This window comes from Salirhabdus sp. Marseille-P4669 (assembly GCF_900240405.1).
Lineage (GTDB): Bacteria > Bacillota > Bacilli > Bacillales > Alkalibacillaceae > OEQK01.
In genome coordinates, this window is the sequence record NZ_OEQK01000002.1 from 45,548 (window position 1) to 65,707 (window position 20,160).

Genomic DNA, 20,160 nt, shown 5'->3' on the forward strand with positions numbered 1-20,160 from the left:
GCCGAAGTAACTGGCTCCTTTAGGGATTTTTTATTATTTGTTAGTAAAGATTAACTACCGTAACCTTTTCGCGGGTCATGGATTCAATACTTTTCCGAACACCTTGTACACCCATTCCAGAGCCTTTCACACCTAAGAATGGGAAGTGGTCTGGACCACGCTCTGTTCTACCATTAATCTGTACGCTTCCTGTTTCTAAATGATTCGCAATAGAAAATGCTTTGTTTATGTCGTTGGTAAAGATACTAGCTTGAAGACCGAATTCAGATTCATTGGCAATATGGATTGCTTCGTCATCAGAAGAAATACGAATGATAGGTAATACTGGCCCGAATGGTTCTTCCCAAGCTAGTTTCATATCTTCTGTAACATGGTCGACTAAAGTTGGATAAATTAAGTTATGTTCACGTTTATTACCTGTTATTATTGTTGCTCCTTGATCGACTGCATCATCGATTAGACCTTGTACAAAATCTGCAGAATCCTCATCGATTAACGGTACAATGACACTGTCTTGCTCAGGAGAACCAACCGATAGCTTCTCTATTTCGGTTTTTAAGCGGGAAACGAATGCATCTGCAATATCGTCCATTACCAATACTCTCTTAATTGCAGTACACCTTTGTCCGGAATAGGAGAATGCTCCACTAATAATGTGTTTCATTGCCTCTTCTAAATTAGCATCTGACCGTATGATTGCTGGGTCCTTTCCTCCTAGTTCCAGAACTAGTGGAACCATAGATGCTTTTTTGGCCAAACGTAAACCTGTCTTTGTACCACCTGTAAAGGAAATCATATTAATACCATTATGTTCTACTAAATAATCACCAATAACAGAGCCTCGGCCTGTAATTAGGTTTATTAGCCCGGCCGGCAAACCTGTTTTGGCAAGTGCTTCAATCATTTTTGTTCCGCTTATTGCACCTTGAGTAGCAGGTTTAAAGATCACTGCATTACCAGATATTAGTGCTGGAGCAATTTTTGCTGCAGCGAGATTTACCGGATAGTTAAAAGGGGAAATAGCTAAAACAACACCAAGGGGTACTCGATTCACAATAGCAAGCTTAGATTTTGCACCCCCAGGGAAACTGTCACCAGTTAGACTATCATTGGTCATATGTAGCGCTTCTTCTATTGTATAGCGGATTAAATCAGCAGTACGAGCTACTTCTTTAATTGCATCCTTATACCCTTTACCAACTTCCTTCATCATGATTTCTGCAATCTCCTCTTGCATGAGGATAAGCTCATCCGCCCATTTATATAAGTACTTTGCCCGTTCTTGCAAAGATACGCGTTTCCATTCCTGTTGACTTTTGTGCGCAAAACGAATTGCTTCGTCCGCTTCTGTTTGTGTAATGGCTTGTACACTACCAATAGGTTTATTTAGATATGGGGAGTTTACTACAATTTTTTCACCAGAACTACTTTCTCTCCACTCACCATTTATATAAAACTTGTATATTGGTTCGGTTCCATTCTTAGATGTCATGTTAAATTCCTCCTAAAATGTTTTGACTCCATTCTTCATGTCCTATGCAGATTTTAGAACAAGATGATGACTAGTTTTACCCAGTACAAACGTTGAAAAATAATTTGTTATCTGGTACTAATACTAGATGCTATACATAATAACATATTTGTAGTTGGTGGACTAGAATTATGCTTTGCCCAAGATGGGAGGTTTAGAATTAGTAATATAATAGATTTAAAATGAAATGTCATGTAAAAAAACTCGGTAGTCTAATTTAATAATTGGATGACGCATTTTTTGGAATTTTATTAGGGAATGTAAGGGTTAGGAGGGGGCATGTTCTATGTACAAAATAAAAAACCCAACTCCTTATATAAGGAGTCAGGTTTTGAAAAGCTGATTCTATTCTTATTAACGAGAGTAGAATTCAACGATAAGCGCTTCGTTGATTTCAGAAGGTAATTCAGAACGCTCAGGATAGCGGTTAAAAGTACCTTCTAGAGCATCTTCATTGAAAGTTAGGTATTCAGGAACGAATACATTCACTTCAAGTGCTTCTTTAATAATGTTTAGGTTACGAGATTTTTCACGTACACCAATTACTTGACCTGGCTTTAGACGGTATGATGGAATATCAACGCGACTACCATCAACAGTAATATGACCATGGTTAACTAGCTGACGAGCTTGACGACGAGTGCGAGCAAGACCTAAACGGTAAACTAGGTTATCAAGGCGAGATTCAAGAAGGATCATGAAGTTTTCACCATGTACACCTTTCATTTTACCAGCTTGATCAAATAAACGACGGAATTGACGCTCGTTTAAGCCATACATAAAACGAAGCTTTTGCTTTTCGTTTTGTTGTAAACCATATTCTGAAACTTTTTTACGTTGGTTAGGACCGTGTTGACCTGGAGCGTAAGGGCGTTTTTCAAGCTCTTTACCAGTACCAGTCAACGAGATACCATAACGACGAGATTTTTTCCAAGATGGACCTGTATATCTAGACATTAGACATTCTCCTTTATATATGTTTTTGCATAAAATAAAGAATTGTGTTCCTAATATTTGCTCATTTTGTTTTCATGTACCATCGCTCCAGCAGCCGAGAGTTACTCGATACACCTCATGAAAGAGGAACAAAATGAAATCAAACACCGGTTCACCTAAGCTACCTTTTATTTTACACAAACGTCATTATAAGTTGTTTTGTTACATAAGTCAAGGAAGTTCTTACGTTATCCATGTCTTTATTAGTAATGTAAAAACAAAAATTTCCTTTTCATAAGTATAGAGAAAATTTTAAATTTTAATACGCAAAACTCATTATTTTCTAATATTTTATGATAAAATATAAGTAGGTAATATTTACTAACTCATTACAATAGATGAAAAGTCCTATTTTTTCTTAACTTTAATAAAAAAACAAGGTGATGCAAAGTGACTGGTGACATCATAAACATGGAGAAAGTTATTTTGAATTTAAAAGAAAAATATTTTCACTTGTTCACACAGCATGGATTTCTCTCATTTTCCGAGCTTTTAGATGAAGTATCCACTTCGATTCAGACGGTTTTGAAGGTAGAGAAAGTCGATATCTTTTTATTCAATGCATTTACAAATAGATTCGAAAATAGACAAAAACAAGCAAGTGTCTATAACTTAGTAGATAGTATGTCCATGGAAGAGTTTCAATCATTATTAACAGAGGAAAATGGTCAAGCGGGTTTTTCATTAGCAAATCAGATACTTCGAAAATCAGATGACGACGTTGATGCTCTTATATTCCAAATGAAATCTAAAACCGATTATTTTGGTTTTATTCTTGTAAAAATAACGAAATTCAAAACAAAAAAATATATACCTATTTTTCGTGAAATTGTTTCCGAAACACAGCAATTCTTGGTGAATATGAAATCCATCTATAAAGAAGCGGATCGAGCAAAAAAGAATCAAATATTATTGGACTTATCCTCCTCGTTTCGAATTACGATGAATGTGGAGTCGATCTTAGAAGGGGTATTTCAATGCTTGAAGGAGAGCTATCCGGACCTTCGATATTATTTTATTCTGGAAGAGGCTAGTAACTCAGGGAAACTACCTATAAAGCCGATTGATTATTATAAAGAATGTGAGGCTAGTACACAGGCATATCTAAATGGAGAAATACAATTTAGCAATCTGGATGACAATAGACTTTTGTATGTACCTTTACAAGGGAAACAAGGAGTGTATGGCGTATTAGAAGTAATTATCTCTACTTTTAACCAGGGGATTTATTCGGAGGATATTGAATTCATTACGAATATAGCTCAATCTGCAGGTCGAGGACTTGAGAACGTAAAGCTTTACACCCAATCGACAAGGTTAATTGAAGATTTAAAGCTTGTGGACCAATCTTCCCAACAGCTAAATACGAATATGAGCTTGTCCGACACTCATGCCTACATGTCGAACTTAATTCAGTCTTCCTTTCATGCACAAGAGGTAGGATTTATTTATTATCAAAATGAAAACAATACATTTCGTATTCAAGAAGAAAGTACAAGCTTCTTTTCGACAGATAAAGGAAAATGGTTTATTGAACATTTAAATCATCGAAGTGAAAAGTTAGATGAAGGTCTGTTTATAGGGGATTTTGGTTCGAAAACTAATTCTATTGATTTTCCGTATCAATCTGTAATGATGGTGCCGATGTTACATGAAAAAGAAATTATTGGTAGTGTCATTGTGTTACATCAGCAAGAATATTTCTTTTCCCTAGAAACATTTAAGCTCTTGAAGTCATTAGTACAACATTCTACCTTAACGATTGTAAATGCGTTATTAAAAGAAGAGTTAGAACAGCTCGTACGAACAGATTATTTAACAAAGCTTTATTCCAGGAAGTTTTTAGACGAGACGATGAACTCTCACCTTATGAATGGTAGTAAAGGCTCCTTTATTTTAATTGATATTGATAACTTTAAACGAATCAATGATCAATATGGTCATAATGTTGGAGACCAAATTATTTTACAGGTTGCGAATATTATTAAAGACAATATTCGTAGTCACGATATTGCTGCTCGATGGGGTGGAGAAGAATTAGCTATTTATTTACCTAATACACCGATACATTTATGTTTGCAGGTTGCAGAACGCCTTGTTGAAAAAGTATCGGAACAAACACAACCGAAAGTGACAATATCCTGTGGAATTTCCCACTGGGATGATACATTGCCAGAACAAACATCTGACATATTTTTACGAGCAGATAGAGCGCTTTACATTGCAAAAGAAAAAGGAAAAAATCAAGTTGTGCGCCATGATGAAGTCTTTAATTAATAAATGTTGATTTGGAATGTTTTTTAACAAAGAAGTCCACACCATCGAATATTTTTGATGGTGTGGACTTCTTACTTTTTGTGGAGGTTGTTACCAACGATAAATCGGTTAGGAATTTATATATATTTCGTTAATATTTGAACAAACTGCTCTAAATATTGTTGATCTAGTTCATCAAAACGATTTTTTGATGGACTATCAATGTCCAAAACACCAATTTTTCGATTATCCTTTACAATAGGTACCACTATTTCTGACTGACTTGCTGCATCACAAGCAATGTGACCTGGGAATTGATTAACATCCTCTACGCGAAGGGTTTTATTTTCTTCGAATGCAGTTCCACATACACCGCGGCCCACTTTTATGCGCACACAAGCTGGTAAACCTTGAAATGGCCCTAATACAAGCTCGCCATTTTTAAATAAGTAAAAACCAACCCAGTTGATGTCCTCTAAAAACTGATTCAGTAACGCAGATGCATTTGATAAATTTGCGATTGTATCGTCTTCATCCATTAGTAATGCTTCTAATTGTTTAAGAACTAGCTGATAATTATCTTCCCGTGTTCCTTTATATAAAGTAGTTTGAAACAATTTGTATTCCCCCTGTGGATAGCTAATTTCTTATCATTATCCTATCATCTGAACAAGAAATCAATAAATAAAGCTGCTCTATGAATAGGAAAAAGGTCACAAAAAATGTCTTATTAAGGATAATCTTAAAGAAATTTGAAAAATCTTAGCAAAAACTAGCGAATACATGGTATTATTATACCAACACAATATTCTGTTATGTTCGGAATTTATGTCAAAATTAAACGGATTAAAAATTATATAATTAAAGTAAATAGGGGTACTAATGCTTTACGCTTGTAAAGCGAGTTTTCCTAAGTAGATGTATGAACAGGGGGCTTTTTAATGGAGTACATCATCGGAGTTATTCTTATACTTATTGCGCTCATTATATTAGGTCTCATCTTAAGAAAAAAAGTATATGATAAAGTAGATAAATTAGAAGAGTGGAAGTTAAAGGTTATGCATCGCGATGTAACAGAACAACTATCCAAAATAAAAGACTTAAATTTATCCGGTGAAACTCAAACAAGATTCGAAACATGGCGTGCTGATTGGGATCATATACTCACTCGGAAAATGCCTGATATTGAAGAGGAATTGTTTGATGCGGAAGAAGCAGCAGATAAGTTTCGCTTTCGTACAGCGAATAAAATCATGAAGAATATTTCAAATACATTAACTAAAATTGAAACATCCATTGATAAAATGTACGAGGAAGTGGATCAACTTATTAACGCAAAAGAAGAAAGTGTTCATGAGATTGAACATATTCGTCCTAAAATTAAAGAAACTAGAAAGTACCTTTTACAAAATCGATATCAATTTGGAAAAGCAGAAGTTGTTTTTGATGTAGAGCTAGATGAAATTGAAGAACAAATCAATTATTTTGAGGACTTAACAAACGAAGGAAATTATACAGAAGCACAAGGACTAGTTCAAGAAGCGAATGAGCGACTGGAGACCCTCAATAATAAGATTGAAGTTTTACCTATCCTTTATAAAGCTTGTAAAACAGAATTGCCTGAGCAATTAGATGAGCTTGCAAGTGGACTTAAGGAAATGAAAGAGCTTGGACACCGCATTCATCATTTTGGTTTTGAAAAAGAAATACATAAATATCATGAACAATTAATATTGTTGATAGAACTATTAGAGCAAGGTGAAATCGAAGGTGTAGAAGATTCCATTAACGAAATGGAAAATCGTATTGCGGAAATCTATCAGAAATTAGAGCAAGAAGCACTAGCTAAAAACTATACGGAAAAACAAATACCTTTCATGCATCGAAATTTGGAAGAGATTCAGAAAGAGTTAATGAAAACAAAGGAAGAAGTCAAAGTGCTTCAAGAAAGCTATCACTTTGATGAAGAAGATCAAGAGACACAATTAACGTTAGATAATCTTTTAAAACAGCTAAAAGCACATGCTGAAAAAATATCAGAGGAGCTTGAAGAGGACAAGAAAAATTACACCTACATCCGAATTGAGTTAGAAGGATGGTTAAATGAGTGGAATGTCCTTAATGAAACCCATGAAGCCTTTAAAGAAAAAATTAATTCTTTAAGACAAGATGAATTGGAAGCAAAGGAAAAAATAAAAGGATTAAGTAATGAACTAGTTCATTTAAGAAGGAAATTACAAAAGAGCAATCTTCCGGGTATCCCCCAATATATCTTTGATGCAGTCCAGGAAGTTGCAAATTATATACAAAAGGCTAACAGCAAGCTTCATCAGCATCCGCTTAATATGGAAGAGATTTATGAGCTATTGTATAAAGCGGAAAGAAATACTTCTACTGCAAAGGAACAAATGGACTATTTATTTGAGCAAGCTCAATTAGCTGAATATGTCATTCAATATGGAAATCGATATCGTAGTCAATACCCAATGTTAGCGGCAAAATTACTAGAAGCAGAAGCCGCATTTCGTAATTGGGAGTACGAGGTTGCAATCGAAATTGCTGCTTCAGCCTTGGATGCAATTGAGCCAGGTGCAGTACAAAGATTAGAAGAAATGTTAAAGCAAGAAATTTCCTATGTGTAAGTTGTAGTAAAAAACATATTGTAAATACCTTTTATTAAGTAAGTACTAAAAAGCTGTCTCAACTTTGGGACGGCTTTTCCTTTGCTTCCAATGCATGTTTGTTCAATTAGAATTCCATTCATGCTAGTATAGTAGGGCTGGGAAACGAAAAAATGACATAGGATGTAAATAAATTGGTTCAAGGAACAAGGGGAAAATATATGTACTTCCACTAATGTTTTAGGAAATGGAATATATATAATGGATGATTTATGTTAAGATAATGAATTGCATAGAAAAAAGGAGTTTAGGAACCAATGATTTATTTAGATAATAGTGCCACAACAAGGCCTTATAAAGAAGTTATCGATAGTTTTAATAAAGTATCTCAAGCCTTTTTTGCGAATCCTTCTTCAATTCATTATTTAGGTGGGGAAGTCGAGCAGTTGCTTCAAAAGGCAAAAATGCAGGCTGCAGAATTATTACATGTAGGACATAATGAGTTGATTTTTACTTCTGGCGGTACAGAAAGTAATAATTTAGCTATCAAAGGAATTGCACTTCAACATCAAAACAGAGGAAAACACATTATTACATCTCAAGTTGAGCATCCTTCTGTTTTGGAAGCATGTGCTGCTTTAGAAACAATTGGATTTGAAGTGACATATCTTCCCGTTACTAAATATGGTAGAGTAAATCCTTCCGATCTAGAATCGGCTATACGACCGGATACCATTTTAATTTCCATTATGCATGTCAATAATGAAATAGGAGTCATTCAGCCTATTGAAGAAATAGCGAACATAGCGCAAAAGTATCCGAAAGTATTCTTTCATGTAGATTACGTGCAAGGGCTAGGAAAAATACCACTTTCCCTAAATCATCCTGGTATTGATTTGTGTTCTATGTCGAGTCATAAAATTCATGGCTTAAAAGGAACAGGGATATTATATATAAAAAGTGGTACTGTCCTTTTTCCTATTTTACATGGTGGTGGTCAGCAATCATCTATTCGTCCAGGAACTGAAAATGTGGCAGGACAAGTAGCCATGGTCAAGGCTTTACGAATTACGTTAGAGCAACAACATGAATACAAGCGTTTAGTTCAGCTAAATAAGCTATTGCGCTCCTTCTTGCTACAAGAAGAAAAAGTAGTAATCAATTCACCTGAAGATGGAGCAGCGCATATTTTAAATTTTTCCGTTCCAGGTTATAAGCCAGAGGTTATCATTCATGCACTTGGTAAGAGGGATATCTTCATATCAACGAAATCAGCATGCTCCTCTAAGCATAGTGATGAAAGTGCCGTATTAGCAGCGTGTGGATTAAATACAGCTAGAACCCATTCCGGTTTACGCATTAGTTTATCTTATGAAAACACAGAAGAAGAAATAAGACAATTTTATCAAGCTTTTAAAGACGTTTTAGCAGAATTACAAAATGTTATGGGGTAGATATACATGGAATACGATCATATATTAGTTCGCTACGGTGAAATTTCCTTAAAGGGAAAAAACAGAAAACACTTTATTAATCAATTAAAGTCCAATTTAAAACAAAAATTAGCCGAGTTTCCCAATGTGCATATTATCCGTGGTCGAGACCGAATGTTAATTAAATTAAACGGGGAAGATTACGAAAAAGTGATTGAAAGAAGTAAAGAAGTCTTTGGAATCCAGTCTTTAAATGTAGCACTACGAGTGGAAAACGACCTTGAGAAAATTAAAGAAGGAGCTTTATTTGCATTAAAAGAAGCTCTAAATGCGAGAACCTTTAAAGTAACTGCAAAACGGCCAAATAAAGACTTTCCGATTTCTTCTCAAGATATGAACCAAATATTAGGTGGGCATTTGCTGTCGAATACAGAAGGATTAAAAGTGGATGTTCATCATCCTGATGTTGAAGTACGAGTAGAGCTTCGTCATGAAGGCACCTACATTATGGCCGATAAAATTCCAGGTGCAGGAGGATTACCTGTAGGGGCAACTGGTAAGACTTTGTTGCTATTATCCGGGGGGATTGATAGTCCAGTCGCGGGCTATATGGCTATGAAAAGAGGGGTTAAAGTAGAAGCAATCCATTTTCATTCCCCACCTTTTACAAGTGATCGTGCAAAACAAAAGGTGCTGGATTTAGCCCAAGCATTGACGAAATATGGACATGAAGTAAAGGTTCATATTATTCCTTTTACTAAGCTACAACAAAAAATATTTAGAGAAATTCCAGAAGGCTATGGAATGACGGTTATGCGAAGAATGATGTTTCGAATTAGCGAGAAACTGGCAGAAAGAGAAAATATTCTTTCTTTAACAACTGGAGAAAACTTAGGTCAAGTAGCAAGTCAAACAATGGAGAGCATGCATACCATTAACGAAGTGACCAATTATCCAATAATTCGACCGCTAATCGCTATGGATAAAAATGAAATTATTGATATATCGAAGAAAATAGATACGTACGATATTTCAATTCGACCTTACGAAGATTGCTGTACGGTTTTTGTACCAAAACAACCGAAGACGAAGCCACGTCGTGAGAAAATTCACCAATTTGAAGATGTCGTAGATTTTAAGCCTGATATTGATGAGATTATGAGCAATATTGAAACGGTAACCTTCAAGGGAAATAACAAGAAACAAGAAGATAAATTTGAAGGCTTATTGTAAAAACTCCAATATAATGTAAGTCAAACTAAGTATTACCAACGCTTCTCTTGCATGATAACTCCCTTTTTGCACAACATAATTAGTGACAAGGAGGTGATAAGTCATGGCAGATAATCAAAGAAGCCGTAACACAAACCAACTTGTTGTCCCAGGTGCCGAGCAGGCAGTAAACCAAATGAAAGCAGAAATTGCGAGTGAATTTGGTGTACAATTAGGGGCTGATTCTACTTCTAGATCTAATGGATCTGTAGGTGGAGAAATTACAAAGCGCCTAGTTTCTATGGCACAACAACAAATGAATGGTGGAAAATAATAATTAAATACCTTTGGATAAAGAAACGGGCGGTATCCACCGCCCGTTTTACTTTATGTTTAAAAAACGGTCTAATAGGAATAACCACGCCTAGCCCCTCGAGATACAAGCTAATCCCATTTATAGCAAAGAAAGCTAAAGCAATTCCAACTAATGTTCTGCTATTCGAGAAAAGTACGTTTCACCCGATCCCAAAACGTGTTGTTTTTTAACTTTATCGTTTTTATTTTTTTGCTACTTAGTTGGATTTCTACTGATTGTATATTTTGTATGGGAAACGCTTCGTTATCTAGTCCAATAATTGGATAATCATTTCCATCTTGTATCACTTCTATTGTTAATTTTCTTTCTCCACTTAATATAAATGGTGAACCCAAAGTGCGATAACGATTATTATTTAAAGAAGCAATTTCAGTAACTTGAAAGCATGGTAATAAAGGATCCACTATTGCGCCATTTGCGGATTTGTTATATCCAGTACTACCAGTCGGAGTGGAAATAATTAGGCCATCCCCACGGAACTTTTCAAAATAGACATCATCAATTCGAAGATCCAATACAAAAGATTTAATGATGGACGATCGAATACTTACTTCATTTAAACAATGGAAAGTCGTTTCGTTTTGATTAATTGTTACATCAATAATTGGAAACCTTCGAACTTCTATTTCATCATTCATTAAGAGACGTACCATCTCATCATAATGATGTAATTCAAAATCACAATAAAGGCCAGCTTCTTCGAAGGTTTTAATCCCCATATAAAGGCAATCTTGTCGAAAGCCCGTTTGTCGAACAGCTTGTAAAAATGTACCATCACCACCAACACTGACAATAATATTTGCTTTATGTATATCTTCAACGAGTTGGAAGCCATTCTCTTTAGCTAATTGCATTAATGGCTGTAATTGGCTCTCTAATTCTTTGTTTGTTGAATAAAAGAAAAATAAATTTTTTCGACTCACCTATTTCATCTCCTTACATAATGGATTAGGATTAGCTACTTATATTGTACCAATGCGTCTAAATTTGATTGTTACAGTTCGTTTAAATTTTTGTTTTATGAAAATAATGGTAGCAAGGAGGTGAAGACTTTGACTTGGCTGATTATATTAGGAATTATTACCTTAATCCTTGTCTTTATAGTCTTTGCCATACTATTCACAAGACTGCATATAGATGTTTTATATGTAATGGAAGAGAGTACGAATGAAATAACAATTAAAGTTCGATTTTGGCATTTCTTTACTATTACGAGAAGTTTTACTTTGGAAGATATGGTGGAGTTGGAAAATTTGGAAATGACCGTAGCGGATGAAGAAGACGCTGAAGATAATAAAATAAAAACAATTATAAAAAAGTGGAAGGTGTTATTTAAACGTATACAAAAGTCATTCCCACCAATAAAAAACTTTTTACATAAGGTTTTTGTATATAAGCTCGAATGGGATACAGAAATTGGCCTAAAGGATGCAAGTAGTACCGGAATAACTACCGGGGTTATATGGGGATTAAAAGGGGCGGTAATTGGATGGATGGATCAAGTCTTAAATGTCAAGGGTGCCCCTGAGCTATCTGTTACTCCACATTTTCACCAAATTGTTTTCAAAACGAAGATACATTGCATGTTTTCTTTTAAAGTTGGACAAGCTATGTACGCATTTATGCATATTGCTCGGAATTGGGAGGATACTAGTGAAAAACAATCAAGTGCAATTTAGAAATCGAAAAAAGCGTAAATACTTCGTATAAGGAAGGAGATTCATAATGGCAGAGCATCCAATTCAAGGATTAATGTCTACAGCTTTAGAGAATTTAAAGGAAATGGTAGATGTAAACACGATAATTGGCGATCCAATTGAAACACCTGATGGTTCGACTGTGATTTTACCCGTTTCCAAAGTAGGTTTTGGTTTTGCTGCAGGAGGTAGTGAATTTAAAGGGCAAAAGCAAAAATCACAAGAAGATAGTAGTGACAATAGTGATGATGAACAAAGTAGTAAAGGGAGTGATAAGCTACCATTTGGTGGAGGTAGTGGTGGTGGAGTGTCCATTTCACCTGTCGCTTTTTTAATTGTAAATCAAAACGGAGTGAAAATGGTACATTTAAATGAACAGGCCCATTTGTATGAACGACTATTAGATTTAGCACCACAGGCTGTCGAGAAAATCCAAGAGTTATTTAAGTCGCAAAAGAAGAGTGGAGAGAAAGACGACAAAAAGAAAAAGGAGTCATCAAAGGAATCAAAGAAGGATGATGAAAATGACGAAGAGAAACCCCCTCCAATGAAATTATAATAGGAAAGATTGGACAATATTGGTATATATATTCATAATAGAAATAAGAAAATAAATATGGAGGAGGAATTGTGATGGCTAGTATTACGTTTAAAGGTGAACCGAAAACGCTAGTTGGAGAAGAGATTAAAGTTGGGGACAAAGCTCCTAACTTTACTGTTCTAGCGAATGATTTATCTCCTAAAACATTAGATGATTTTAAAGGACCGAAACTAATTAGTGTGGTTCCTTCCCTAGATACTGGGGTTTGTGATGCGCAAACTAGAAAATTTAATGAAGAAGCAAGTAATTTAGGTAATGTTCAAATTTTAACGATTAGTATGGATTTACCGTTTGCGCAAGGACGTTGGTGTGGAGCAAATGGAGTTGAAAATGTTACAACTTTATCTGACCATCGTGACGCATCCTTTGGAAAAGCATTCGGTGTACTAATAGAAGATATGCGCTTGCTTGCAAGAGCAGTATTTGTTTTAAATAGTGAGAATGAAGTTACATACGTAGAATATGTAAGTGAAGCAACAAACCACCCAGATTATGAGGCTGCTTTAAACGCAGCGAAGGATGTAAAATAAAAAAGATAAAGTCTAGCCTCAACTTAAGAGGCTAGACTTTTTTATTGCTTTATTTAGGTTCTATTTTTTAGCAATCCATATTATTTCAAGTTCGGCTATACACACGTAGAACGTATTTTCAAACAGATAAGTTTAAAATTATTCCATTCGTCATTATAATAGAGAAGGGATTCATTTAATTGTACTGTTATGTTGTATGGAATGGAGGATTTTCATGGATCAACAAAATGTTGAAAATTTATTTACTTGGTTTGACCAAATGGTAGAAATAATTCAAAGACATGAAGACATGCCTTATTTAGATAGTCTAGTGGAAGCGGGCGAATTGTTATTTGTAAAACAAGTATCTGAAGAGGTAGAAGCGAAGTTTAAGAGTGAGCTGGAGGCAAAATTAGCTGAAATAAATATGGATCATTATGAGCGAGAAGAAGTTCGTAAAGGGTTACAGCTTGCCATTTTAAAGGGAATGAAAGGTGTAACTCAGCAACACCATTACATAACACCAGACACGGTTGCCATATTTATGGGATATTTATTATCTAAGTTTATGAAAAACGAACAGCAATTTACTATATTTGATCCTGCATGTGGAACTGGAAACTTACTAACTGCTGTACTAAACCAGCTAAAGCAAAAGGTCCAAGCAACAGGTAGTGAAGTGGATTCTACGTTAATTCACTTAGCTTATGTAAATGCAAATCTACAAGAAAGAGAAATCGAATTTCACCATCAAGATAGCTTAGGTTCGTTCCTTGTTGAACCACAAGATGTTATTGTTTCCGATGTACCAGTTGGATATTATCCTGATGACCAACAAGCTCGCAAGTTTGAATTGCGTAATGAATCGGAGCACTCTTTTGCCCATCACTTATTTATTGAACAGAGCCTACGCTATACGAAACCAGGTGGTTATGTTTTGCTGCTAGTACCTGCATTTATCTTTAATGAGGACAATTCGGACAAGCTACATGGTTACATTCAGGAACACGCCCATATTCAAGGTGTGCTACAATTACCAGATTCGATGTTCCAAAATGAGCAGAATGCAAAATGTATCTTTGTTTTACAAAAGAAAGGGGACCAAACAAAGCCGCCGAAAAAAGTACTCATGGCACAACTCCCCTCCTTTAAAGATGTTAAGGCAATGGATAAAACGTTAAATCATATTAATGTTTGGTTTGATAAGGACAGATAAACAGGTATGTGAATGCCTGTTTTTTTCTTAATAAAGGATAAATGGGATGCCTAATTCCCTAAATACAAGTTGAGAAGAATACCCGAAATAATGTTTATCTTTCTAATTTGCAGAATTCACCTAAAATAAAGACTTTTGTAGTTAAGCGTATCCATATTTGCTTTCTTTGTTAACTGGTGATTGAATGGGGAAAGGTAATATAGAATTTCATGATTTCTAAGGGGATGTTTATTATGGGTAAATATTTAGCGATAAACGCGGGCAGTTCATCTTTGAAATTTCAAATGATTTTAATGCCAGAAGAAGAAGTCTTAACAAAAGGTGTAGTAGAACGAATAGGATTAAAAGATTCTATTTTTACAATAGAGTATAACGGTAATAAAGATAAAGAAGTTAAAGATATAGATGATCACGGAGTAGCAGTTAAAACGCTATTAGAGAAGTTAATTTCTACTGGAGTTATTCAATCCTATGAGGAAATTGAAGCTATTGGTCATCGTGTTGTACACGGAGGAGAGCGTTTCACGGATTCCGTATTAGTTACAGATGAAGTTATCCATGAAATAGAAGAAATATCGGAGCTTGCCCCGTTGCACAACCCTGCAAACTTAGTTGGTATTCGTGCTTTTAAGGAAATATTACCGAACACACCAGCAGTAGTCGTATTTGACACAGCATTTCATCAGTCCATGCCAGAAAAATCATACTTATATAGTTTACCTTATGAATACTATGAAAAGTACGGAATTAGAAAGTATGGCTTCCATGGTACATCACATAAATATGTAGCAAACCGTGCGGCAGAGCTGTTAGGCTTACCACTTGAACAGTTACGTTTGATTTCTTGTCATCTTGGTAATGGTGCAAGTATTGCAGCTATTGAAGGTGGTAAATCTATTGATACTTCTATGGGATTCACTCCCCTTGCTGGAGTTACAATGGGCACTCGATCTGGAAACATAGACCCTGCCTTAATTCCATACATCATGGAGAAAACGGGTAAAACAGCAAATGAAGTAATTGATATTTTAAACAAAAAAAGTGGGATGTTGGCGTTATCTGGCTTTTCTAGTGACTTGAGAGATATTGAAGAAGCAGCTGGACAAGGGGAGAAGCGTGCGCAATTAGCACTAGATGTATTTGCTGGAAGAATCCACAAATATCTAGGATCTTATGCTGCGCGAATGAGCGGAGTTGATGCGATTATCTTCACAGCTGGTGTCGGTGAGAATAGTACGACGATACGCGAACGGGTTTTACGTGGCTTAGAATTTATGGGTGTATATTGGGACCCTTCCTTGAATAATGTGAGAGGGAAGGAAGTGTTTATTAACTATCCACATTCCCCTGTTAAAGTTATTGTAATACCAACTAACGAAGAAGTAATGATTGCACGTGATACGATGCGTATTATTAGTCAGTAGTGAAGGATCCTTAATAAGCATTTCCTAAATTCCGCTGGAGGGATTAGGATGTGTTTATCATTTTTTGAAAAGCAAATTGATTCATTTGAAAAAAAGTTGGAAATGTATCGGCTAAAACAAAAAGATCGAGTTGGTTTTTGGGATTCCTTTACGTTAGAGGAAGCGTATATGGAGAAAATGGATGATGTCATTCTTTATACGTATCACTTTATTCAAGGATTACCTAAACAAGAGCAATTAAGGGATCGTATCATCCAGTCAGGTAAAATCTTTAAGGAAGACGTTGAAACGATTGCATCGATGAAAAGTCTGAATCTTTCTCAACTTACTTGGATTGTTGAAAAGGAATGCAAAAGCAAATTGAAAAGCTCCGTTCTACGAGGTAGCTTAATGGGAGTCATCCATCCTTTATATGGGACGATAAACCTTCCGATAGAGATTGTATTATATGTGCAAACCATACAAACAATTGGATTAACATTTGGCCACGAAATGAATAACCCTTATGAGATGATGCTTGCATTAAATATTTTAAATGCAGCAATGATGCCAAAATCATATCAGTTTGAAGAATGGACCGTGTTAAAGAAGAAACTAACAGATCGTGATTTATTGAACCTGGCACAGGAAAAGGTAATAACGGGGAAGGGACCAATAATTCAAATTTTGTATCAAGTACTATCTTTGTTTTGCAGTCGTGTCGTACGAAGGAAGGGTAGGAAACACACTCCGTTGTTGGGTATAGGAATAAGTGGAATAACCACTTATTATCATATGAAAAAGGTTATTGAATTTTCATTGAAATTTTACCAATATCGTTTTATATGTGAAAAGAGATTACGTAAAGGTATGCTTTAAGTAATCTCTTTTCGAATGTTTTTTAGCTATTACAAAACGCCTTCTTGACGAAATAAGATCCAAAAATCATTAATCATAGATGCTAACTCACTTATTTCACTATTAAGTAAACAGCTCTTTTCAAAATCTTCTTCCTCGTTTAGTTTCGATTGCTTCCGCTGTATTTCTTGCTCAATATTCTTTATATAATCAGGGATTGAACCTCTTATTTGTTCCCATTCCATTAATATAGATTCTTTTTCCGCTATAGAGTAAGAATTCCAGTCCTTTTCTAGTCTTGGAATAGGGATATTTAATTTCGGGTGGAGAACGAAATTTGACATCTTTATCACCTGAGTTTTATTTATTTGCTCGAACAACAAGAACATCGACATCTGCATGCCGAGTAATATGCTCGGATACACTTCCAATCAAAAACCTTTCCACACGGTTATGCCCTGTTGCACCACATATAATCAAATCAATATGATACTTTTTTGCAATGTCTTTAGAGATCTTCATTTTAGGGGAACCATAAGCTAAGTGTACCACAACATCATGTATTCCCATACTTTGTGCTTGTTTTTGGAATGAATGGAGGAGCTCTTTTGCATACACTTCTAATTCTTCATTGTAATTCACTTGTAAGACGCTATGCGTATATACAGTTGTGTCAATGACATGAGTGATTACTAAGGTTGCGTTGTTTGCTTTTGCAATCTCTACTGCTTTAAAAAAGGCTGCACTAGATGCATCTGAACCATCAACAGCTACTAAAATATCTTTGTAATTATGTGGCATCTTTCTCTCCCCTTTCTATACGGTTATTGTATCAAATGAGAAAGGCTGTGACCGGAGATGGTCTGATTATTTTGTGAATCTTTTAGACAAGCTAATGGTAAGGAGGTGTATTTGTGGATAAAAAGGAAAACAAGGAATTGGAACAAAACAATGAAGAAGAATTCATAACACAACAAATACAAGAAAGTTATCAAAGCGGTTTAATCGAACCTAGACAAGATGAGGGACAATATAGAAATAAGAAATAAGTGGTGTTAAGTAGATGTCTATGACATCTACTTTGTTGTTTAGAAATAAAATCCGACGTGCTTCAGGATTGGGCGACGATATAGATTTGAACGAAGAGAAAGTATTAAAGCAAGCCTCAATGGAATTCCTCGCAATATTCATTGACTCTTATGGTACAAATCTTAAAAACTAGGGTTTTATATTTACTACAGTATGTTTATTTTTGGGTATTTTTTCGTGTCATGATAATATTTAATTATAAAAGCGTTTTTTGCCTATATTGGGGGGGAATGGTTGTGAGACACGCTTTAGTAACAGCTGGAACAAAAGGTCTTGGACGAAAGGTAACCGAAGCCTTTCTAGAAAAAGGATATTCTGTAACAACAACGTATCATCTTGACCAACAAAAGGCGGAACAAATGGGGCAAGAACTTGCAAAATTTAATGACAGACTACAAATTGTGCAAGTAGATATAACAGATCCAAACGACATTGAAAAGTTATTTAATCATGCAATGGCCAAATTTGGATCCATCGATATTTTAGTAAATAATGCAGGACCCTATATTTTTGAACGGAAGAAACTCGTTGACTATACAACAGATGAGTGGAATAAAATGGTGAATGGAAATTTAAATTGTGTATTTCATTTATTGAAATTAGTCATTCCGAGTATGCGTAAAAATAAGTTTGGAAGAATCGTAAACTATGGTTTCCAAGGTGCAAGTGATGCACCTGGCTGGATATACCGTTCCGCATTTGCTGCGGCAAAGTCGGGCCTAGTATCCTTAACCAAAACAATAGCATATGAAGAAGCAGAATTCGGAATAACCTCGAATATGGTTTGCCCAGGAAATATTATCGGTGATATGAAAGAAGCAACCATTGAGCATAGCCGTAAATTTAAGGATGAACATACACCAATTGGCCGTTCAGGTACAGGGGAAGATATTGCACGAGCCGTCTTATTTTTATGTGAGGAGTCTTCTGATATGATTACAGGCTCCATTGTGGACATAACAGGAGGATTAGACGTTATACATCGGCATTTATAACTCGTATCGAAGAAAATATAAAAAAAGTGTTAACATTTAAATAAAATTTGATAGAATGAATTGTAAGTGCTTACATTATGTGTGATGTGTAGGAAAACTTTTTCTTGCACATAATGAAATCATTTTATTATGTACTATTTTTATTGTAACAACATACATCCTATTTAACGTAGTATTGGAGGTAATGAAAATGAGGATTGGGATACCTAAGGAAATTAAAAACAATGAAAACCGTGTGGCATTAACACCAGCTGGAGTAATTTCTTTAACAAATGCAGGTCATGATGTATATGTAGAAACAGGGGCAGGCTTAGGTTCTAGTTTTACAGATGAACAATACCAGGAAGCTGGGGCTCATATAGTTGGTAGTGCTGATGAAGCATGGAAGACAGATATGGTGATGAAGGTAAAGGAGCCATTACCTGAGGAATACGGATATTTTTATGAAGGTTTAATCTTATTTACTTATTTACATTTAGCTGCTGAACCATCCTTAACAAAAGCATTAATTGAGAAGAAAGTAGTAGGGATAGCCTATGAAACAGTCCAATTAGGAAACGGCTCACTACCTTTACTAACACCAATGAGTGAAGTGGCAGGTAGAATGGCAGCTCAAATTGGAGCACAATTTTTAGAGCAACCAAAAGGTGGTAAAGGCATATTACTTAGTGGTATTCCAGGTGTAAAACGTGGAAAAGTAACGATTATTGGGGGAGGAGTCGTTGGGACAAATGCCGCAAAGATAGCTACAGGTCTTGGAGCAGATGTTACAATAGTAGATTTAAACCCAGATCGATTGCGTGAACTAGATGATATCTTTGGTTCTACCATTAATACATTAATGTCCAATCCGCTAAACATAGCTGAGGCTGTTAAAGAGTCTGATTTAGTAATTGGGGCTGTGTTAATTCCAGGCGCAAAAGCACCTAGACTTGTTACAGAAGATATGGTGAAATCCATGCGGGATGGGTCTGTAATCGTAGATGTTGCGATTGACCAAGGTGGTATTTTTGAAACGACAGATCGCATAACAACTCATGATAATCCAACCTACACGAAACATGGAGTTGTCCATTATGCTGTAGCAAACATGCCAGGCGCAGTACCAAGAACCTCCACAATCGGCTTAACAAATGTAACGGTCCCTTATGCACTGCAATTGGCAAATAAAGGATATAAGCAAGCGTGCTTAGATAATGAAGCATTGAAAAAGGGTATTAATACGTTAAACGGCTATGTAACGTATCAAGCAGTAGCGGAAGCACATCAGTTGGAATTTTCAAATGTTGAAAATCTATTAAAATAATATAGTAGGTGCAAAATAGTATTGATGTTTTGCACCTTTCTTTATAAAACCGTACTCATAA

20 protein-coding genes are annotated in these 20,160 nt (G+C 35.5%); 14 read left to right on the top strand and 6 right to left on the bottom strand.

Annotated features, from left to right (window positions below):
* Window positions 1–40: 40 nt before the first annotated feature.
* Together C1A05_RS03255 and rpsD are read right to left on the bottom strand one after the other, a co-directional pair.
* On the bottom strand, window positions 41–1,492 hold the full coding sequence (locus C1A05_RS03255; protein ID WP_102026764.1) for an NADP-dependent glyceraldehyde-3-phosphate dehydrogenase: 1,452 nt from the start codon (window positions 1,490–1,492) through the stop codon (window positions 41–43).
* Window positions 1,493–1,885: 393 nt separating this feature from the next.
* Window positions 1,886–2,488 carry a 30S ribosomal protein S4 gene (gene rpsD, locus C1A05_RS03260; protein WP_102026765.1) on the bottom strand — a complete coding sequence of 201 codons (603 nt, stop codon included), beginning with the start codon at window positions 2,486–2,488 and terminating at the stop codon, window positions 1,886–1,888.
* A 465-nt stretch (window positions 2,489–2,953) separates the two neighbouring features.
* Here rpsD and C1A05_RS03265 point away from each other — a divergent pair, with 465 nt between their 5' ends.
* Window positions 2,954–4,804 (top strand): sensor domain-containing diguanylate cyclase, encoded by a 1,851-nt coding sequence (locus tag C1A05_RS03265; RefSeq protein WP_159461984.1) that lies wholly within the window; start codon window positions 2,954–2,956, stop codon window positions 4,802–4,804.
* 116 nt (window positions 4,805–4,920) lie between these two features.
* On the opposite strand, the gene C1A05_RS03270 is transcribed toward C1A05_RS03265, so the two are convergent.
* Window positions 4,921–5,400 carry a GAF domain-containing protein gene (locus tag C1A05_RS03270; protein WP_304528543.1) on the bottom strand — a complete coding sequence of 160 codons (480 nt, stop codon included), beginning with the start codon at window positions 5,398–5,400 and terminating at the stop codon, window positions 4,921–4,923.
* A gap of 324 nt (window positions 5,401–5,724) precedes the next feature.
* On the opposite strand from C1A05_RS03270, the gene ezrA reads away from it, so the two are divergent.
* The 4 genes from ezrA to C1A05_RS03290 all read left to right on the top strand — a co-directional run bounded on the left by ezrA (window position 5,725) and on the right by C1A05_RS03290 (window position 10,383).
* Window positions 5,725–7,425: a septation ring formation regulator EzrA gene (gene ezrA / locus C1A05_RS03275; RefSeq protein WP_102026767.1), complete on the top strand. Its 1,701-nt coding sequence runs from the start codon at window positions 5,725–5,727 to the stop codon at window positions 7,423–7,425.
* A 296-nt stretch (window positions 7,426–7,721) separates the two neighbouring features.
* A complete protein-coding gene (locus C1A05_RS03280; protein WP_102026768.1) occupies window positions 7,722–8,858 on the top strand; it encodes a cysteine desulfurase family protein in 1,137 nt (378 codons plus the stop codon).
* A 6-nt stretch (window positions 8,859–8,864) separates the two neighbouring features.
* Window positions 8,865–10,070: a tRNA uracil 4-sulfurtransferase ThiI gene (gene thiI, locus C1A05_RS03285; protein WP_102026769.1), complete on the top strand. Its 1,206-nt coding sequence runs from the start codon at window positions 8,865–8,867 to the stop codon at window positions 10,068–10,070.
* A gap of 103 nt (window positions 10,071–10,173) precedes the next feature.
* The gene (locus C1A05_RS03290; RefSeq protein ID WP_102026770.1) at window positions 10,174–10,383 is read left to right on the top strand and encodes an alpha/beta-type small acid-soluble spore protein; all 210 of its coding nucleotides are present in this window, start codon (window positions 10,174–10,176) and stop codon (window positions 10,381–10,383) included.
* Between the two features lie 161 nt (window positions 10,384–10,544).
* Here C1A05_RS03290 and C1A05_RS03295 read toward each other — a convergent pair whose 3' ends face one another.
* Window positions 10,545–11,348, bottom strand: coding sequence for an NAD kinase (locus C1A05_RS03295; RefSeq protein WP_102026771.1), 804 nt, complete (start codon window positions 11,346–11,348; stop codon window positions 10,545–10,547).
* A 129-nt stretch (window positions 11,349–11,477) separates the two neighbouring features.
* Between C1A05_RS03295 and C1A05_RS03300 the strand changes: the two genes are divergently transcribed.
* The 6 genes from C1A05_RS03300 to C1A05_RS03325 all read left to right on the top strand — a co-directional run bounded on the left by C1A05_RS03300 (window position 11,478) and on the right by C1A05_RS03325 (window position 16,730).
* Complete coding sequence (locus C1A05_RS03300) at window positions 11,478–12,104, top strand: DUF2953 domain-containing protein (protein WP_102026772.1); 627 nt, start codon at window positions 11,478–11,480, stop codon at window positions 12,102–12,104.
* A gap of 46 nt (window positions 12,105–12,150) precedes the next feature.
* Window positions 12,151–12,681, top strand: coding sequence for a GerW family sporulation protein (gene ytfJ / locus C1A05_RS03305; protein WP_102026773.1), 531 nt, complete (start codon window positions 12,151–12,153; stop codon window positions 12,679–12,681).
* Between the two features lie 74 nt (window positions 12,682–12,755).
* Window positions 12,756–13,253: a thiol peroxidase gene (tpx, locus tag C1A05_RS03310; protein ID WP_102026774.1), complete on the top strand. Its 498-nt coding sequence runs from the start codon at window positions 12,756–12,758 to the stop codon at window positions 13,251–13,253.
* A gap of 214 nt (window positions 13,254–13,467) precedes the next feature.
* Window positions 13,468–14,448: a class I SAM-dependent methyltransferase gene (locus C1A05_RS03315; RefSeq protein WP_102026775.1), complete on the top strand. Its 981-nt coding sequence runs from the start codon at window positions 13,468–13,470 to the stop codon at window positions 14,446–14,448.
* Between the two features lie 233 nt (window positions 14,449–14,681).
* A complete protein-coding gene (locus tag C1A05_RS03320; RefSeq protein ID WP_102026776.1) occupies window positions 14,682–15,872 on the top strand; it encodes an acetate kinase in 1,191 nt (396 codons plus the stop codon).
* Between the two features lie 48 nt (window positions 15,873–15,920).
* Window positions 15,921–16,730 carry an EcsC family protein gene (locus tag C1A05_RS03325; RefSeq protein ID WP_102026777.1) on the top strand — a complete coding sequence of 270 codons (810 nt, stop codon included), beginning with the start codon at window positions 15,921–15,923 and terminating at the stop codon, window positions 16,728–16,730.
* Window positions 16,731–16,759: 29 nt separating this feature from the next.
* Here C1A05_RS03325 and C1A05_RS03330 read toward each other — a convergent pair whose 3' ends face one another.
* Window positions 16,760–17,053, bottom strand: coding sequence for a hypothetical protein (locus C1A05_RS03330; RefSeq protein WP_102026778.1), 294 nt, complete (start codon window positions 17,051–17,053; stop codon window positions 16,760–16,762).
* Between the two features lie 16 nt (window positions 17,054–17,069).
* Entirely contained in the window at window positions 17,070–17,510 is a 441-nt protein-coding gene (locus C1A05_RS03335; protein ID WP_102026779.1) for a universal stress protein, read from the bottom strand.
* Window positions 17,511–17,623: 113 nt separating this feature from the next.
* Here C1A05_RS03335 and C1A05_RS18405 point away from each other — a divergent pair, with 113 nt between their 5' ends.
* The 3 genes from C1A05_RS18405 to ald all read left to right on the top strand — a co-directional run bounded on the left by C1A05_RS18405 (window position 17,624) and on the right by ald (window position 20,099).
* Window positions 17,624–17,758, top strand: coding sequence for a hypothetical protein (locus tag C1A05_RS18405; protein WP_255398289.1), 135 nt, complete (start codon window positions 17,624–17,626; stop codon window positions 17,756–17,758).
* A 222-nt stretch (window positions 17,759–17,980) separates the two neighbouring features.
* Entirely contained in the window at window positions 17,981–18,793 is an 813-nt protein-coding gene (locus tag C1A05_RS03340) for an SDR family oxidoreductase (RefSeq protein WP_102027350.1), read from the top strand.
* A gap of 190 nt (window positions 18,794–18,983) precedes the next feature.
* Window positions 18,984–20,099 (top strand): alanine dehydrogenase, encoded by a 1,116-nt coding sequence (gene ald, locus C1A05_RS03345; protein WP_102026780.1) that lies wholly within the window; start codon window positions 18,984–18,986, stop codon window positions 20,097–20,099.
* The last annotated feature ends 61 nt before the right edge of the window (window positions 20,100–20,160 follow it).

Coding starts and splice junctions, on each gene's coding strand:
- C1A05_RS03255 (WP_102026764.1), bottom strand. CDS start 1,492: ATGACATCTAAGAATGGAACCGAACCAATATACAAGTTTTATATAAAT.
- rpsD (WP_102026765.1), bottom strand. CDS start 2,488: ATGTCTAGATATACAGGTCCATCTTGGAAAAAATCTCGTCGTTATGGT.
- ezrA (WP_102026767.1), top strand. CDS start 5,725: ATGGAGTACATCATCGGAGTTATTCTTATACTTATTGCGCTCATTATA.
- C1A05_RS03280 (WP_102026768.1), top strand. CDS start 7,722: ATGATTTATTTAGATAATAGTGCCACAACAAGGCCTTATAAAGAAGTT.
- thiI (WP_102026769.1), top strand. CDS start 8,865: ATGGAATACGATCATATATTAGTTCGCTACGGTGAAATTTCCTTAAAG.
- C1A05_RS03290 (WP_102026770.1), top strand. CDS start 10,174: ATGGCAGATAATCAAAGAAGCCGTAACACAAACCAACTTGTTGTCCCA.
- ytfJ (WP_102026773.1), top strand. CDS start 12,151: ATGGCAGAGCATCCAATTCAAGGATTAATGTCTACAGCTTTAGAGAAT.
- tpx (WP_102026774.1), top strand. CDS start 12,756: ATGGCTAGTATTACGTTTAAAGGTGAACCGAAAACGCTAGTTGGAGAA.
- C1A05_RS03315 (WP_102026775.1), top strand. CDS start 13,468: ATGGATCAACAAAATGTTGAAAATTTATTTACTTGGTTTGACCAAATG.
- C1A05_RS03320 (WP_102026776.1), top strand. CDS start 14,682: ATGGGTAAATATTTAGCGATAAACGCGGGCAGTTCATCTTTGAAATTT.
- C1A05_RS03325 (WP_102026777.1), top strand. CDS start 15,921: ATGTGTTTATCATTTTTTGAAAAGCAAATTGATTCATTTGAAAAAAAG.
- C1A05_RS03330 (WP_102026778.1), bottom strand. CDS start 17,053: ATGTCAAATTTCGTTCTCCACCCGAAATTAAATATCCCTATTCCAAGA.
- C1A05_RS03335 (WP_102026779.1), bottom strand. CDS start 17,510: ATGCCACATAATTACAAAGATATTTTAGTAGCTGTTGATGGTTCAGAT.
- C1A05_RS03340 (WP_102027350.1), top strand. CDS start 17,981: ATGATAATATTTAATTATAAAAGCGTTTTTTGCCTATATTGGGGGGGA.
- ald (WP_102026780.1), top strand. CDS start 18,984: ATGAGGATTGGGATACCTAAGGAAATTAAAAACAATGAAAACCGTGTG.